Below are 14,295 nucleotides of genomic sequence, written 5' to 3' on the forward strand. Positions count from 1 at the left end.
GCTTACTATTTTATGTTTAATTCCATTTTAGTGTCTGCTCTTTTATAAATGCCCTGTTCTATGGGTATTTGTTGAAACCCAAATTTTTTATAAATGCTTAAAGCAGGTTTTAAAGCAGATTGAGTATAGAGCACTAATTTTTTTACTTCTAGTTCTTTTGCTTTTTCCAGGGCTGATTTACATAGTTTTGTACCTGCCCCAAGTCCGTGAAAAGCCTCGTCCACAGCCATTTTGGTAAGTTCCATAGTAGCATTGTCTATTTTTTTCAGTGCCACTGCACCTATTACCGTTTGATTATGAAGCGCAAATAAAATTTCTCCCCCATCTTTTAAAATAGCTTCTTCAGGATGAGTTAGGACATAGTTGTCAATAGCTTCCAATACAAAATGTTTTTCAATCCAAGCTTTGTTGAATTTTTCAAAGTAAGGTTGCCATTCAGGACGGTATGGTGCTATGTGTATGTTTGTCATAATTTTATTTCAAATAAGCTGACTTCAATATTGTTGTAATGGGCAGGAAGATTACTTTTAGGGGGCAATTGTTTTTTCCCGATTAACCGGAACCCTAAGTTTTGGTAATAGGTTATCAATTTCTTATTACTGGCCCAGGTATCAATTCTTATAAATTTCTTTTTGCATTTAAAGGCTTCAATCATAGCCCATTCTACAACTCTTTTAGCTATATTTTTCCCTCTGTAATTGTTGAGAATTGCCATTCGATGTAGATAGATGGCTTCCTTTCCTTTATCATCATTCCAAATGATGGGGTCAACATTCATTACGGAAAAAACGCCTGCAATTTCATCTTCGTCAGTCACTACCTTAAAATTTCTTTTCTCTTCAATCTCTTGTTTTATGAAAGATGAGCTGAATGGATACCAACTGTAACCAGTTTGATGATGTTGATATGCAATTGCTTCTGTGTATATTTTTTCAACAATGGAAATATCTGTTATGATGGTTTGTTCTATTCTCATTGTATTACCATTTTTCGATATCCTCTGTTAATACAATACACACCGGAAAGTGTAGCGGTTAAAGCTAATAGCGTTATATCCGTAAGGGGTTCATTCAGGAAAAAATACCCTAGCATAATGGCTATAAATGGATTGATGTATGCGTATAAAGAGGATACACCAATGGGTAAATGTTTCAGGGCATATACAAAACTGGAGTAAGCGATAATAGAGCCAAATACGACAAGGTATGCCAATGCCCATATACTTTTGCCTGAAATTACTTTTAGTTCTGTGTAGTCGTCTAAAAAGAGGCTAAGAAGCACTAATGCAATCCCTCCCGTGAGCAGTTGTAAGGCTGCATTTTGGAAAACATTTTTATGATTTAAAATTTTGAACTTACTGAAGACACTTCCCGAAGCCCATGCCAGGCAGGCTCCAAATGCAATAAGCATTCCTAGAAAATATTCAGGATTGGCAATATCTTTTAGATTATCCCTGAAAATGAGTATGATTCCCAAACAACCCAATATCAATCCAAATAAGATCAAAATATGCGGTCTTCTTCTATCAAAACCAAACAGATAGCTGATTACTACCACAAATACAGGAATAAGTGATAATATCAATGCGGCCAGTCCACTGGTAATGTAACGTTCGCACCAACCAATTACGCCATTGCCTAAAGTGACCATTAAAATACCGGTAATGGATTGATTAAGTAAATCCGATCTTCTAAGCTGAAGTTTTCCAATGATTTTTAATGCGACCAGCATGATGCCTCCTGCCATGATTTGCCGAATAGCAGAAAATAGAAAGGGAGGAAAAGTGGCTACGCCTATTCGGATTGCAAAGTAGGTAGAGCCCCATACTAAGCATACGATAATAAGAGATAAATATGCTAATAGATTTTTATTCATAGCAAGTAGGTAATTTTTATAACAAAATAAAGCAGAAAAAATGAATGGTTACAGATACAATTTTATTAATTTTGACGGATACAGATTTTATAATGAAGACTACACTATATCAAAAAATTGCCGAAACATTATCAGATCAGATTCAAAGCGGCACTATAAAGACCGGGGAAAAAATGCCTTCTCTTAGAGATCTAAAGAGAGAATATGGGGTTAGTATGAACACGGTTATTCAGGCCTACCTGGAACTGGAATCACAAGGGTTAATTATCTCCAGACCTAAATCAGGGTATTTTGTTAATTACAAACCCAATCAATTATCTGTACCCTCAACCAGTAATCCAGAAGGAATTGAGGAGCCGGAATGTGTGGAAAGCCTAATCGCTAAAGTATATACCTCATTAAATGATACCAGGATTACCCGATTCTCTTTAGGAGTACCGGAGAATGAATTGTTGCCTATAGCAAAATTGAACAAGGAACTGGTGAATGCCATGCGAAACCTTAAAGGAGGTGGAACTGAGTATGAAAATATACAGGGGAACCAGAAACTACGCAGGGATATTGCCCGGTTCACCTATACTTGGAATGGTAATTTACAGGAAGAAGACATTATTACTACCGCAGGAGCAATGAATGCCCTTTCATTTGCATTGATGGCACTTACCAAAAAGGGAGATACCATTGCAGTAGAAAGCCCTGTTTATTTCGGAATATTACAATTAGCAAAAAGTTTAGGGCTACATGTTATTGAACTTCCTACAAATCCTATAACCGGCGTGGAACTGGAAGCTTTAAAAAAAGTAATTCCTAAAATAAAAACCTGTATCCTGATTTCTAATTTTAATAATCCCTTGGGCAGTTGTATGCCTGAAGCACATAAAAAGGAAGTGGTTTCTATGCTAGCCAAGTATGGAATTCCTTTGATAGAAGATGATCTGTATGGAGATGTATATTTTGGAAGCAACCGCCCTAAGCCCTGTAAGGCGTTTGACAAAGAAGGATTGGTTTTATGGATTGGATCGGTTTCTAAAACTCTTGCTCCAGGCTACCGGGTAGGTTGGATAGCCCCCGGAAAATTCAAAGAAAAAATCATTCATCAGAAATTAATCCATACCGTTTCTTCCACAACCATAACACAAGAAGCAATCGCCAACTTTCTGGAGAAAGGACGTTATGAAAATTATTTGAGAAAGTTGCGAAAAACATTACACTCCAATAGTTTGCACTATGCCAGGGCAATAGCAGAATATTTTCCGGAGAAAACCAAAATCAGCAACCCTCAGGGAGGATTCATGTTGTGGGTAGAATTGGAAGAAAAAATAAATACTGTAGAACTATACGAAAAGGCTATCCGCCAAAATATAAGCATTGCCCCGGGCAGGATGTCTACCTTACAAAATCAATTTAATAATTGTATGCGTCTAAGCTATGGACAACGTTGGTCAGAACATATAGAAGACAAACTAAAACAATTAGGAAGAATAGCTAAAAGAATGTCGTAATTGTTAAATAATCTCTTCTATGATTTACTAGGTATAGATAGCTATTTGTAAGGACATCTTTTTATATAAAGTTTGAACCCAAAAAGCTATCTTTGTAAAAAATATTCTTGAAGCGTTTTGCTTTGAGTCCGGCACTGAAACTTAGGAAATTTCGATAACAGCAGGACAACAAGTGAAGAACGCTCATGCTATTGCGTGGGCGCACTTATTGTTGTTGGGTTTCCTAAGACCTCAGTGCTATAAGTTGCTGCCTGCGCTATTTTAAATCAGGCGGTATTAATCCATAAAAATATTGATATGAAAGCAGCCGCCCAGCATTTTCCCGGATTTCATTATTCAGCTTCAGAACTCCTCAAATACATTACCGTAGCTAAAGATTTTACTTTAATGCTATCCTCAGGAGAATTTATTAAATTTACTCCTATTAACGATTCATTATTTGAAGATTGGCTCATAGCAAATAAGGTTCAAAATATCAGAAAAGAAGAAGGCTGGATAACCGAATGACCAGCCTGAATACTTTACTTCCCTTTTCCTAACTCATTCAACTTTTCTTTGAGTTCAATAAGTCCGGCTTTTTCCAGATATTGACCGGCAATACTTTTCAATTCTACCAGGTTTTCTTCGGGTACATTAGATAGAAGTCCATCATTTTTCTCATCATCTTTCACGACCAATCCACGCTCAATTACATGGTTTAGTAATAGCACATTTTTACGTGAGATCCTCAAATCAATCTTCACTGTGTCATTCATGCCAGGGATACTTAAGATCGTATCATAAACTTTGGCTACATCATTTGTTGTCAACATAATCACACGTTTTAAATCATTCAACATTAATAACAAAAGTATTAAGAGTAAAAGAAATCATCCTCATCAAAATATGAAGGAGATAATTATAAGAACTATGGAAAACAAGTCAAACGTTATTATTACCGGAGGTCCTGGGATGGGAAAGACATCCGTGATAGAACAACTTTCAGTTATGGGATATCATTCCGTTGAAGAAACCGGTAGAAGCATTATCCAAAAAGAACTTAAAACAGATGGAAATCGTTTACCTTGGTTTGATAAAGAAGGGTTTGCAATGGCTATGTTTCAGCAATCCCTCAAAGATTTTCAGAATGTGTCGGAGAAGTGTGGATTAACATTTTTTGACCGTGGTATTCCCGATGTTATCGGATACCTAAAATTGTGCAATATTTCCACTCCTGAAACAATGTGGCAGGCAGCGGAAGAAAAGCGATACTATCCTAAGGTTTTTATTACCCCACCTTGGAAATCAATTTATGTTAATGATGCCGAGAGAAAACAGACTTTTGAAGAAGCGGTTGCCACGTATCATATAATGAAGGAAACCTATTCTTTCTTGGGATATGAATTGGTTGAATTGCCTAAAACTACAGTTTTAAAAAGAGCAAAATTCATTCTTAATTATCTTTTAACCTATTGATTACCATCCCATTCAAAATATAGAGAGGATAGGTAGAAGCCATACCACTTGTTTAACTTTACGTCAGTAAACTGAATAGTGAAGGTGAAAATGTGTGGTTATGGATTTCAGGAAACAAAAACTTTCCATTGCGGAAGCAAAAGAAATGGACATGGTTCAGTACTTGTCCTCATTAGGTCATGAACCTTCGAAAATCAGGAACAATGACTACTGGTATCATTCTCCGTTAAGGGAAGAAAATACAGCCTCATTTAAGGTAAATCGAAAGCTGAACCGATGGTACGATCATGGCCTTGGTGAAGGAGGCAATATTATCGATTTTGGGATTGCATATTTTGGTTGTTCCGTTGGAGAATTTCTAAAAAAATTGGATAGCGGTATTTCTTTTCAAAAGCCATTTAAAAATCGCTCCAAAACAGAAAATCAACCGGAGCATCCACTTAAAATTGTAAAGGATGATGAGCTCAATTCATATGCATTGATTCACTATTTGGAACAGCGAAAAATCCCTGTTGAAATTGCAACCCAATATTGCCGGGAAGTATATTATGAATTGAATGCAAAAGACTATTATGGGATTGGTTTTAAAAATGATTCCGGTGGATTTGAAATACGTAATCCTTATTTCAAAGCAAGCAGTTCTCCAAAGGACATTACCAAAGTAAAAAATGCTTCCGATGAGGTGACCGTATTCGAGGGCTTTATGGATTTTCTTTCGTTCAAATGTATCAGTAGAAATGAGCTAAATAAGACTCCTGATTTTGTCATTTTAAATTCCCTTTCCCTGTTCGAAAAAGCACGTCCATTTCTGGAATCGCACAAGTCAATAAACCTGTATTTGGACAATGATGCTGCCGGGAAAAAAGTTGCCAGGGAAGCATTGTCTATTAGCAAAAAATATAACGATTATAGCAAGCTTTACCAAAACCACAAAGACCTTAATGAATGGTTGGTGCATATTGGAAAGCAGCAGAAGAAACGCTTAGGGAATAAACTGTAATAGTGTTTCTAAGCATTTTTGAAAACTTCACTATTTAGTAAATCGCCAGAATCCCTGAAAGTACATAATAAGCCTCTGGGAGACTTTGGCAAAACGATGAGTTTGCTACGTTCCTGCAAACGGCAAGATGAACGGTTGTTAAACAACCGACATCTTGCTGCCTATCACTCGGAACTCGTGGGCAGGGCGTATAGAATGAATTTTTTGAGTTTGATAACAGGATAAAGGAAAATGAGATGGAAGGAAAAAAATCAAACAGAACACGCATTATCGGGCTGCGTTTAACACCCGATGAGTATGCGAAAATCGAAAAGAAATGGCAACACAGCACCTGCCGAAAGCTAAGCGAATATGTTCGTCACAGTCTTTTTGAAAAGACTATTGTAACTACATATCGCAACCAATCTGCCGATGATTTTATGGCAGAAATGGCTCAGCTTAGAAAAGAACTTAACCACGTAGGCAACAACTTTAATCAGGCGGTAAAAAAGCTCCATACACTTCAAAAAGTTACAGAATTTAAAAGCTGGCTGATTGCCTACGAAGTAGAAAAAAGAACCCTGTTCAATAAGGTGGATGAGATTAAAAAACACATCCAAAAAATGGCAGAAAAATGGTTGCAGTAATTAAAACAGGAAACTCCATTCAACGCATTTTAAACTACAATGAGAACAAGGTAAAACAAGGAGTTGCGGAATGTATCGGGGCAGGAAATTATCCCGTTGATCCGGATAAAATGAGTTTTACCATGAAGCTAAACCGCTTCTTGAAACAGATGGAATTAAATGAAAAAACAAAGCGGAATAGCGTCCATATTTCACTCAATTTTGATGTTTCAGAGCACCATTTATCAAAGCAAAAACTGCTTGAAATTGCCGACAGTTATCTGGATAAAATCGGTTTTGGTGAACAACCTTATCTGGTCTATCAACACCATGATGCAGGACATCCGCACATCCATTTGGTAACTACCAATATTGAAGCGGATGGCAAACGAATTGACTTGCACCATTTGGGTATCCGTAAATCTGAACCCGCTCGTAAAGCATTGGAAAAAGAGTTTGGTTTGGTGCAGGCTGAAGCTCAAAAAAAGGATGAAAATTATAAGTTAAAATCTATAGCCGTCGGCAAGGCAATGTATGGTAAATCGCAAACTAAAATGGCTATCCAAAACATTCTGGAAAATGTGTTGAATCCATACAAATATACCAGTCTTCCGGAGCTGAATGCAGTACTCAATCAATACAATGTAAAGGCAGAACGGGGAACAGAAAATTCAAAAGTTTATCAGACTGGCGGATTGTTATATCGGGTATTGGATACTGATGGTAATCCGGTAGGCGTCCCTATCAAATCCAGCTTGTTTTATAATAAACCTACCCTGAAATTTCTAGAGCAGAAATTCAAAGAAAATGTAGCAAAAAGAACACCTTTTAAAAGACGGGTTAAAAATGTGGTGGACAAGGAATTGTTGTCAAAAAAGATATCCATTCCAGAACTAATAAAAGCATTAGAAAAACAAGGGATTTATGTTGTACTCAGGCAAAACACTAACGGAATTTTATATGGCATTACCTATGTGGATCACCAAACCAAATGTGTTTTTAACGGAAGTGCTTTGGGTAAAGCCTATAGTGCCAAAGCTATTCAGGAAAGGTGTTTGCCGGAAGGAGTTTCGGGACAGGATTTGCTAAGGCATCCCGAACCGAAACAGATCATTGGGTTACAGCCACAGGCTACCACTGCGGCAGAAACCAAAGAAGCTGATAAAGACTTTCAATTTGTTTCCATATTAACAGGAAAAGAAAACGTATTGGAGGTTTTAACCCAGGCAGAAAACACCTCAGATTATTTACCCAATCAGCTTAAAAAGAAACGCAAAAAGAAGAAAAAAAGAAATCTGAATAATAATCAGTAAAAAAATAAAGCTATGGCAATGCATACCGGAGAAAATGAACAGGCGTTGAGAAAAATACTGGATATGACCAGGCTTATCAGTATTACCATATTAATCATCCATTTCTATTATTACTGCTACAGTGCTTTTGAACTATGGGGATGGCAAAGCACTTTTAGTGACCGTATTTTAAGCAATATTTATAAGACGGGATTGTTCAGCAATTTTCATAAATCGAAATTAATTGCACTTGGTTTTTTAGGAATATCCCTTTTAGGAGCTAAAGGGAAAAAGGATGAAAAACTGAACCATAGGACGGCTTTTGCCTACTTGATTACCGGATTGCTTATATATTTTATCAGTTATCTGTGTATGGAGTTGAATACACCTTTAATAACGACTGCTATTCTGTATATGGCATTTACAGGAGTAGGCTTTCTGCTGGTATTGACAGGAGGCACCTTGCTTTCCCGAATTATCAGGGATAGAATTAATAACAAGGATATTTTTAATAAGGAAAATGAAACCTTTCCACAGGAAGAACGATTGCTGGAAAATGAATATTCCATTAATCTTCCTGCCCAATACCAATTAAAAGATAAGCAGCGGAAAAGTTGGGTCAATATCATTAATCCGTTTCGGGCGATTATGGTATTGGGAACACCCGGTTCCGGTAAATCCTATTTTGTGATACGTCATGTGATTACCCAACATATTCGAAAAGGATTTACCATGTTTGTGTACGACTTTAAGTTTGATGACCTTTCTAAAATAGCCTATAACACCTGGCTGAAAAACCAACACCGCTATACCAAGCCCCCGGCATTTTATGTGATTAATTTCGATGATCTTACCCGCAGTCATCGGTGCAATCCTTTGGAGCCTTCTGCTATGACTGATATTACCGATGCAGCAGAAAGTGCCCGCACTATTTTGATGGGGTTAAACAGGGAATGGATTAAACGTCAGGGGGATTTCTTTGTGGAATCCCCAATTAATTTTTTAACCGCTATTATTTGGTATCTAAAAAAATACAAGGATGGAGAATTCTGCACTTTACCACATGTAATTGAATTGATGCAGGTAGATTATGATAGCCTGTTTTCATTATTACGAACCGAGAAGGAAATTGAAGTACTGATTAATCCTTTTGTTAATGCATACCTAAATGATGTCATGGAGCAATTGGAAGGTCAGATCGCTTCGGCAAAAGTGGCAATGGCAAGGCTTTCATCCCCACAATTATATTATGTGTTATCGGGTAATGATTTTAATCTGGACATCAATAATCCAGATAATCCTAAGATTGTATGTATGGGGAACAACCCGCAAAAAATACAGATTTACGGAGCGGTATTATCCCTCTATGTAAACCGGTTAATTAAGCTGGTGAACAAAAAAGGAAAGTTAAAGAGCAGCCTAATTTTTGATGAGTTCCCAACCATCTACCTGAACAATATGGATAGTTTGATTGCTACTGCCCGGAGCAATAAAGTTTCTACCTGTTTGGGTATTCAGGATTTTAGTCAGCTCCGTAAAGATTATGGACGTGAGCAGGCAGATGTGATTATGAATATTACGGGGAATATCGTTAGCGGTCAGGTTACAGGTGATACGGCCAAACAACTATCGGAACGCTTTGGGAAAATCATGCAGGACAGGGAGAGTTATTCCATTAATAGTGGGGACACTTCTATCAGCCGATCCAAACAATTGGAAGCAGCAATACCACCTTCTAAAATATCAGGGTTAAGTTCCGGTGAATTTGTAGGTATGGTGGCCGATAATCCCAATTGTAAAATTGACTTAAAAGCTTTCCATTGTGAGATCATTAATGACCATGATAGCCTTAAGCGTGAGGAACAAAATTATAAGGACATTGAAATCATCCGAAAGTTGGATTCAGGTATGGTACAGCGTAACTATTTCCAAATCAAACAGGATATTCAGGACATTATACAGTCAGAAATGGAGCGGCTACTGAATGATCCGGGATTGAGCCATTTGGTGGTAAGGAAATAATAGCATATTCGTTTTTTTATCCTTGGGTAAGAATCATTACTTTGTAGAGTTTTTCATATTTGAAAAACTCTACAAAGTAATTTTAATGAATATTGGGTATTTTTTATATATTTGTATCAAATTTGAAATAAGCTACAAATTAAATGAAGGTAAAATTAGGGGATATCGCTCAATTACAATTTGGTTTATACGTGAAGCCTAAGAGTATTGGTGATGCGGTCTATTTGCAGGCTAAGCATTTTGATGATTGGGGGAATCAAACGGATGAGGTTGACACTTTTGTTCAGATAGATCAAAAAAAGAAAGCTCACCTTCTTGAAGATGGAGATATTCTGTTGGTTGGAAAAGGAATGAGGAACTTTGCTTGGACTTATAATAAAGAATTCGGTCCAGCAATAGCGTCTTCAATTTTTTTTGTTATCAAACCTGATCCTTTAAAAGTAATACCTGAATTCTTGACTACCCTATTTAATATGCCACAAACGCAGGCTTATTTTCAGACTCTTGGTGCAGGGAGCTCTATTCCTTCCATTCGTAAGTCTGAATTGGAGGCTTTTGCAGTGAAACTTCCTCCTTTGGAGTTACAACAAAAAGCAATAGCTATTAAGTCCTTGCATTATAGAGATATGGAAATATCAAAACAGATCATTTTAGAAAAACAAAAAGTATATCAAGCTATCATTAAAAATATAATTTATAAAAAAGCATGAGTAAAAAACCAATTACACAAAACGAGATTAACAATATTGTTTGGAAGGCATGTGACACCTTTAGAGGGGTTATTGATCCATCACAGTATAAGGATTATATCCTTACTATGCTTTTTGTGAAATATGTATCAGATGTATGGAAAGATAAAAAGAATTTCTATGCAGAAAAGTATAGCGGTGATGAAATCAGAGTGCAAAGAGCTTTGAGGAATGAGCGTTTCCAATTGCCCGATACCTGTACTTTCGACTATTTGTTTGAGAATAGGAATGCGGCAAATATTGGAGAATTGATCAACACTGCACTGGAAAGCATGGAGGATGCCAACCGAAGTAAACTGGAGCGTGTATTCCGAAATATTGACTTCAATTCAGAAGCAAATCTTGGTCAGACTAAAGATAGAAACAGAAGACTCAAAAATCTATTGGTTGACTTTTCTGCGTTAGATTTACAGCCTTCCCATTTAGAGGATAATGATGTTATTGGTGATGCATATGAATATCTAATTGAAAAATTTGCCAGTGATGCCGGAAAGAAAGCGGGGGAATTTTATACGCCTGCTCAAGTTTCAAAACTTTTAGCCAAGCTACTTAATCCCCAGCCTGGTGATCGTATTATTGACCCGACATGTGGTTCAGGTTCTTTGTTGATTAAACTTGCTAAAGAGGTAGGGAATAAAAATTATTCCCTTTATGGTCAGGAAATCAACGGTAGCACTTGGGCTCTTGCCCGTATGAATATGTTTTTACATGAGATAGATGATGCTACTATTGAATGGGGTGACACCTTAAACAATCCTAAATTACTGGAAGAAGATAGCTTACTTAAAGGAAATATAGTAGGAGCAAACCCTCCATTTTCATTAGATAAGTGGGGAGCTGACAACGCTATTTCTGATCAGTTCAACAGATTTCATAGGGGAACTCCACCTAAGAGCAAGGGAGATTATGCTTTTGTTTCTCATATGATAGAGTCTACCTATCATGACGTAGGTAGGGTTGGTGTTATTCTGCCTCATGGGGTGCTTTTCAGAGGAAGCAGTGAAAGTAAAATAAGAAAGCAGTTAATTGAAGAAAACTTGTTGGAAGCTGTGATTGGATTGCCAGCTAATTTGTTTTATGGAACTGGTATTCCTGCTACTATCCTCATCTTTAATAGAGCAAAGGGAAAGAATAAAGACATTCTCTTTATAGATGCTAGTGTAGGATATGAATCCAGCACAAATCAGAATCGCCTTCGTGATAAAGACATTGACAAGATTGTCAGTACCTACCGAGCATTTCAAGAAGCGGCTCCTCTGAATACTGATGAAGGTGAAGAGTTGGAGGAAAAGTTTGCTTATAGAGCAACCATCCAAGAAGTCTCTGAAAACGACTATAACCTTAATATTCCTCGTTATGTAGATACGTTTGAAGAAGATGAGGAAATTGATATTCCAACTACTCAGAGTAATATTTTGTATCTAAAGAAGGAGTTGATTGCAGTTGAAAAACAAATGAACGATTATTTAAAACAGCTCGGATTTTGATATACAAAACTTTGAAAATGGATAAACTTAAATCAAATCAATTCCCGTCAGATTGGAAGCTATACAAGCTAAACAAATTAGGCAATCCATTTAATGGATTAACAGGAAAGACTAAGGAAGATTTTGGAGGAGGAAAGCCATATATACCCTATTTAAATATTTTCAGAAATGCTATAATTGACAATGAATCATTTGACTATGTCAGAGTTAATGGAGAGAAAAATCAAAACAAAGTCTCCTATGGTGATTTATTCTTCACCACTTCTTCAGAAACACCAAAGGAAGTTGGGATGTCATCTGCATATTTAGGAAATAATGAAGAACTTTATTTAAATAGTTTTTGCTTTGGGTTTCGATTGCATGATTTTAAGCTTGCCACACCAGAATACTTAAGTTATTACTTCAGAAGTTCATTGGGCAGAAGATTTATGTCTAGACTTGCCCAAGGAGCAACACGATACAATCTCTCCAAGAATCTGTTCTTAAAAGAACAGATTCTTCTCCCTTCAATAGTTGAACAACAACAAATTTCTCAAATATTCATCTGTTGGGATGAAGCAATTAATCTAAATCAATCTCTTTTATCAGAATCACTAAAAAATAGGAAAGGATTAGAGCAACACTTACTATCTGGCAAAGTAAGGTTTGGTGAGTTTGTAAAAAGCAAGACTTCTGTTAAAACACCTGTGGGTATATTGCCAGAAGATTGGGAACTAAAGCACATATCGGATATAGTTCAGCGTGCCAGGAAACCATTTAAGCCTGAACTTGAAAAGTTGTATCGAGAAATCGGCATACGCTCTCATTGCAAAGGGATTTTTCATAAAGAAGAAGTCAATGGAGCAAGTCTTGGTAACAAATCCGTTTTCTGGATTCAACCCGACTGCTTTGTTGTCAATATTGTATTCGCATGGGAACACGCCATTGCCAAAACCACAGAAGCAGAGGTTGGCATGATCGCCTCACATCGTTTCCCTATGTACAAGCCCAAGAAAGGAGTTCTTGATCTGGACTACCTGCTTTATTACTTCAAAACAGCCAGAGGAAAGCACCTATTAGGTTTAGCCTCTCCTGGCGGAGCAGGACGAAACAAAACCTTGGGGCAATCAGAGTTTGCCAAGTTAAAAATACCTGTGCCTTCTATCGAAGAGCAAAAGAAGATAGTGGCAGTACTTTCAGAAGCAGACAAGGAAATAGAACTACTGCAACAACAAATAGATACCCTGAAAAAGCAAAAGAAAGGCTTAATGCAAAAGCTGTTGACAGGTGAGATTAGAGTTAAACCCGGTAATGAATGATGGATAAGAAGAATTTTAAAATATTGTCCATAGACGGAGGTGGGATTAAAGGTCTCTATAGTGCTTCGGTACTTGCTCGTATTGAAGAGAAGACTGGCAAGCAGATAAAAGACCACTTTGATATGATTTGTGGCACTTCAACAGGAGGATTAATTGCACTTGGACTTAGTATTGGTATTTCTGCTCAACAATTAGCCGACCTGTACTACAAAAGAGGGAATGAAATATTCCCTGTCTCTAATGTAAGACAAGTAAGATTTATCCAGCGTAAATGGCAGTTTATCAAACAACTTATACTTAGAGGTAAGTTTTCTAACCATGCATTAAGACGCATTCTTGAGGAGGTTTTTGAAAATAAAACAATGGGGCAAGCTGAAACTCTATTATGTATCCCAAGTTTCAACCTAATCAAAGGCGAACCAAGAGTTTTCAAATTTCCTCACAAAGAAGGAAAATTTTTCATGGATAAGGACATTCCAATGGTAGATGTAGCATTGGCTACATCTGCTGCGCCCACATATCTGCCCATTCATGAGTTAAATAATATTCTCTATGCTGATGGTGGTATTTGGGCTAATAATCCTTCCTTATGTGGCCTTCTTGAGGCATTAGACCATTTTGTGGGTGACGGAAAAGCATTTGATAGCTTCAGCATACTTTCAGTAGCAAGCGTTGAACAACCGAGTGGCTGGGCGTCTACTTCGAAAAAATCAAGATCTTTTAGACACTGGGGAAATAAACTCTTTCAAGCATCAATGGATGGTCAAGCCTTCTTTAATGATTTCTTTCTGAAAAAAGTCATTAAAAACATAAATCCGCCAGGTAAATATTATCGAATCCCGTCACCCAAACTCTCAAAAGAACACATCGGAATTATCGACATGGATAGAACCGACCAAAAAGCATTAAAGACCCTCAAAGGAATGGGCGATCAAGATGGCTATCACTACGCCATCCAAGATGAAATTCTGGAATTTTTCAATGAAGAGAAACTTTACAAAACCCAATAA

Annotated in this window: 15 protein-coding genes; 11 read left to right on the forward strand and 4 right to left on the reverse strand. The window is 37.0% G+C overall.

The window, feature by feature from the left end:
- Nucleotides 1-5: 5 nt before the first annotated feature.
- From D2V05_RS16795 to D2V05_RS16805, 3 genes are read right to left on the reverse strand one after another with little or no spacing between them, the layout of a single operon-like run.
- Nucleotides 6-470 carry a GNAT family N-acetyltransferase gene (locus D2V05_RS16795; RefSeq protein ID WP_119648687.1) on the reverse strand — a complete coding sequence of 155 codons (465 nt, stop codon included), beginning with the start codon at nucleotides 468-470 and terminating at the stop codon, nucleotides 6-8.
- A complete protein-coding gene (locus D2V05_RS16800) occupies nucleotides 467-976 on the reverse strand; it encodes a GNAT family N-acetyltransferase (protein WP_072318732.1) in 510 nt (169 codons plus the stop codon). Before D2V05_RS16800 ends, D2V05_RS16795 begins: the two co-directional genes overlap by 4 nt.
- Nucleotides 973-1,875, reverse strand: a complete 903-nt coding sequence (locus D2V05_RS16805) for an EamA family transporter (protein WP_119648688.1) — start codon at nucleotides 1,873-1,875, stop codon at nucleotides 973-975. The genes D2V05_RS16800 and D2V05_RS16805 overlap by 4 nt, the downstream gene beginning before the upstream one ends.
- Nucleotides 1,876-1,919: 44 nt before the next feature.
- On the opposite strand from D2V05_RS16805, the gene D2V05_RS16810 reads away from it, so the two are divergent.
- Complete coding sequence (locus D2V05_RS16810; protein WP_235855485.1) at nucleotides 1,920-3,377, forward strand: aminotransferase-like domain-containing protein; 1,458 nt, start codon at nucleotides 1,920-1,922, stop codon at nucleotides 3,375-3,377.
- Between the two features lie 297 nt (nucleotides 3,378-3,674).
- Nucleotides 3,675-3,884: a hypothetical protein gene (locus D2V05_RS16815; RefSeq protein WP_119648689.1), complete on the forward strand. Its 210-nt coding sequence runs from the start codon at nucleotides 3,675-3,677 to the stop codon at nucleotides 3,882-3,884.
- Between the two features lie 14 nt (nucleotides 3,885-3,898).
- Here the strand turns inward: D2V05_RS16815 and D2V05_RS16820 are convergent, their stop codons facing one another.
- Nucleotides 3,899-4,189 carry a hypothetical protein gene (locus tag D2V05_RS16820; RefSeq protein WP_072319141.1) on the reverse strand — a complete coding sequence of 97 codons (291 nt, stop codon included), beginning with the start codon at nucleotides 4,187-4,189 and terminating at the stop codon, nucleotides 3,899-3,901.
- Nucleotides 4,190-4,262: 73 nt separating this feature from the next.
- On the opposite strand from D2V05_RS16820, the gene D2V05_RS16825 reads away from it, so the two are divergent.
- The 9 genes from D2V05_RS16825 to D2V05_RS16865 all read left to right on the forward strand — a co-directional run bounded on the left by D2V05_RS16825 (nucleotide 4,263) and on the right by D2V05_RS16865 (nucleotide 14,295).
- Entirely contained in the window at nucleotides 4,263-4,832 is a 570-nt protein-coding gene (locus tag D2V05_RS16825; RefSeq protein WP_235855486.1) for an AAA family ATPase, read from the forward strand.
- Between the two features lie 100 nt (nucleotides 4,833-4,932).
- The gene (locus D2V05_RS16830) at nucleotides 4,933-5,832 is read left to right on the forward strand and encodes a toprim domain-containing protein (RefSeq protein WP_119648729.1); all 900 of its coding nucleotides are present in this window, start codon (nucleotides 4,933-4,935) and stop codon (nucleotides 5,830-5,832) included.
- A gap of 236 nt (nucleotides 5,833-6,068) precedes the next feature.
- The gene (locus tag D2V05_RS16835; RefSeq protein ID WP_119648690.1) at nucleotides 6,069-6,458 is read left to right on the forward strand and encodes a plasmid mobilization protein; all 390 of its coding nucleotides are present in this window, start codon (nucleotides 6,069-6,071) and stop codon (nucleotides 6,456-6,458) included.
- The gene (locus D2V05_RS16840; protein ID WP_119648691.1) at nucleotides 6,446-7,750 is read left to right on the forward strand and encodes a relaxase/mobilization nuclease domain-containing protein; all 1,305 of its coding nucleotides are present in this window, start codon (nucleotides 6,446-6,448) and stop codon (nucleotides 7,748-7,750) included. Before D2V05_RS16835 ends, D2V05_RS16840 begins: the two co-directional genes overlap by 13 nt.
- A gap of 18 nt (nucleotides 7,751-7,768) precedes the next feature.
- Entirely contained in the window at nucleotides 7,769-9,751 is a 1,983-nt protein-coding gene (mobC, locus tag D2V05_RS16845; RefSeq protein ID WP_119648692.1) for a conjugal transfer protein MobC, read from the forward strand.
- Between the two features lie 143 nt (nucleotides 9,752-9,894).
- Entirely contained in the window at nucleotides 9,895-10,461 is a 567-nt protein-coding gene (locus tag D2V05_RS16850; protein ID WP_119648693.1) for a restriction endonuclease subunit S, read from the forward strand.
- Nucleotides 10,458-11,987, forward strand: coding sequence for a type I restriction-modification system subunit M (locus tag D2V05_RS16855; RefSeq protein WP_119648694.1), 1,530 nt, complete (start codon nucleotides 10,458-10,460; stop codon nucleotides 11,985-11,987). The genes D2V05_RS16850 and D2V05_RS16855 overlap by 4 nt, the downstream gene beginning before the upstream one ends.
- 17 nt (nucleotides 11,988-12,004) lie before the next feature.
- Entirely contained in the window at nucleotides 12,005-13,285 is a 1,281-nt protein-coding gene (locus D2V05_RS16860) for a restriction endonuclease subunit S (protein WP_119648695.1), read from the forward strand.
- The gene (locus tag D2V05_RS16865; RefSeq protein WP_119648696.1) at nucleotides 13,282-14,295 is read left to right on the forward strand and encodes a CBASS cGAMP-activated phospholipase; all 1,014 of its coding nucleotides are present in this window, start codon (nucleotides 13,282-13,284) and stop codon (nucleotides 14,293-14,295) included. Before D2V05_RS16860 ends, D2V05_RS16865 begins: the two co-directional genes overlap by 4 nt.

Source organism: Flagellimonas pelagia (genome assembly GCF_003584135.1).
Lineage (GTDB): Bacteria > Bacteroidota > Bacteroidia > Flavobacteriales > Flavobacteriaceae > Flagellimonas > Flagellimonas pelagia.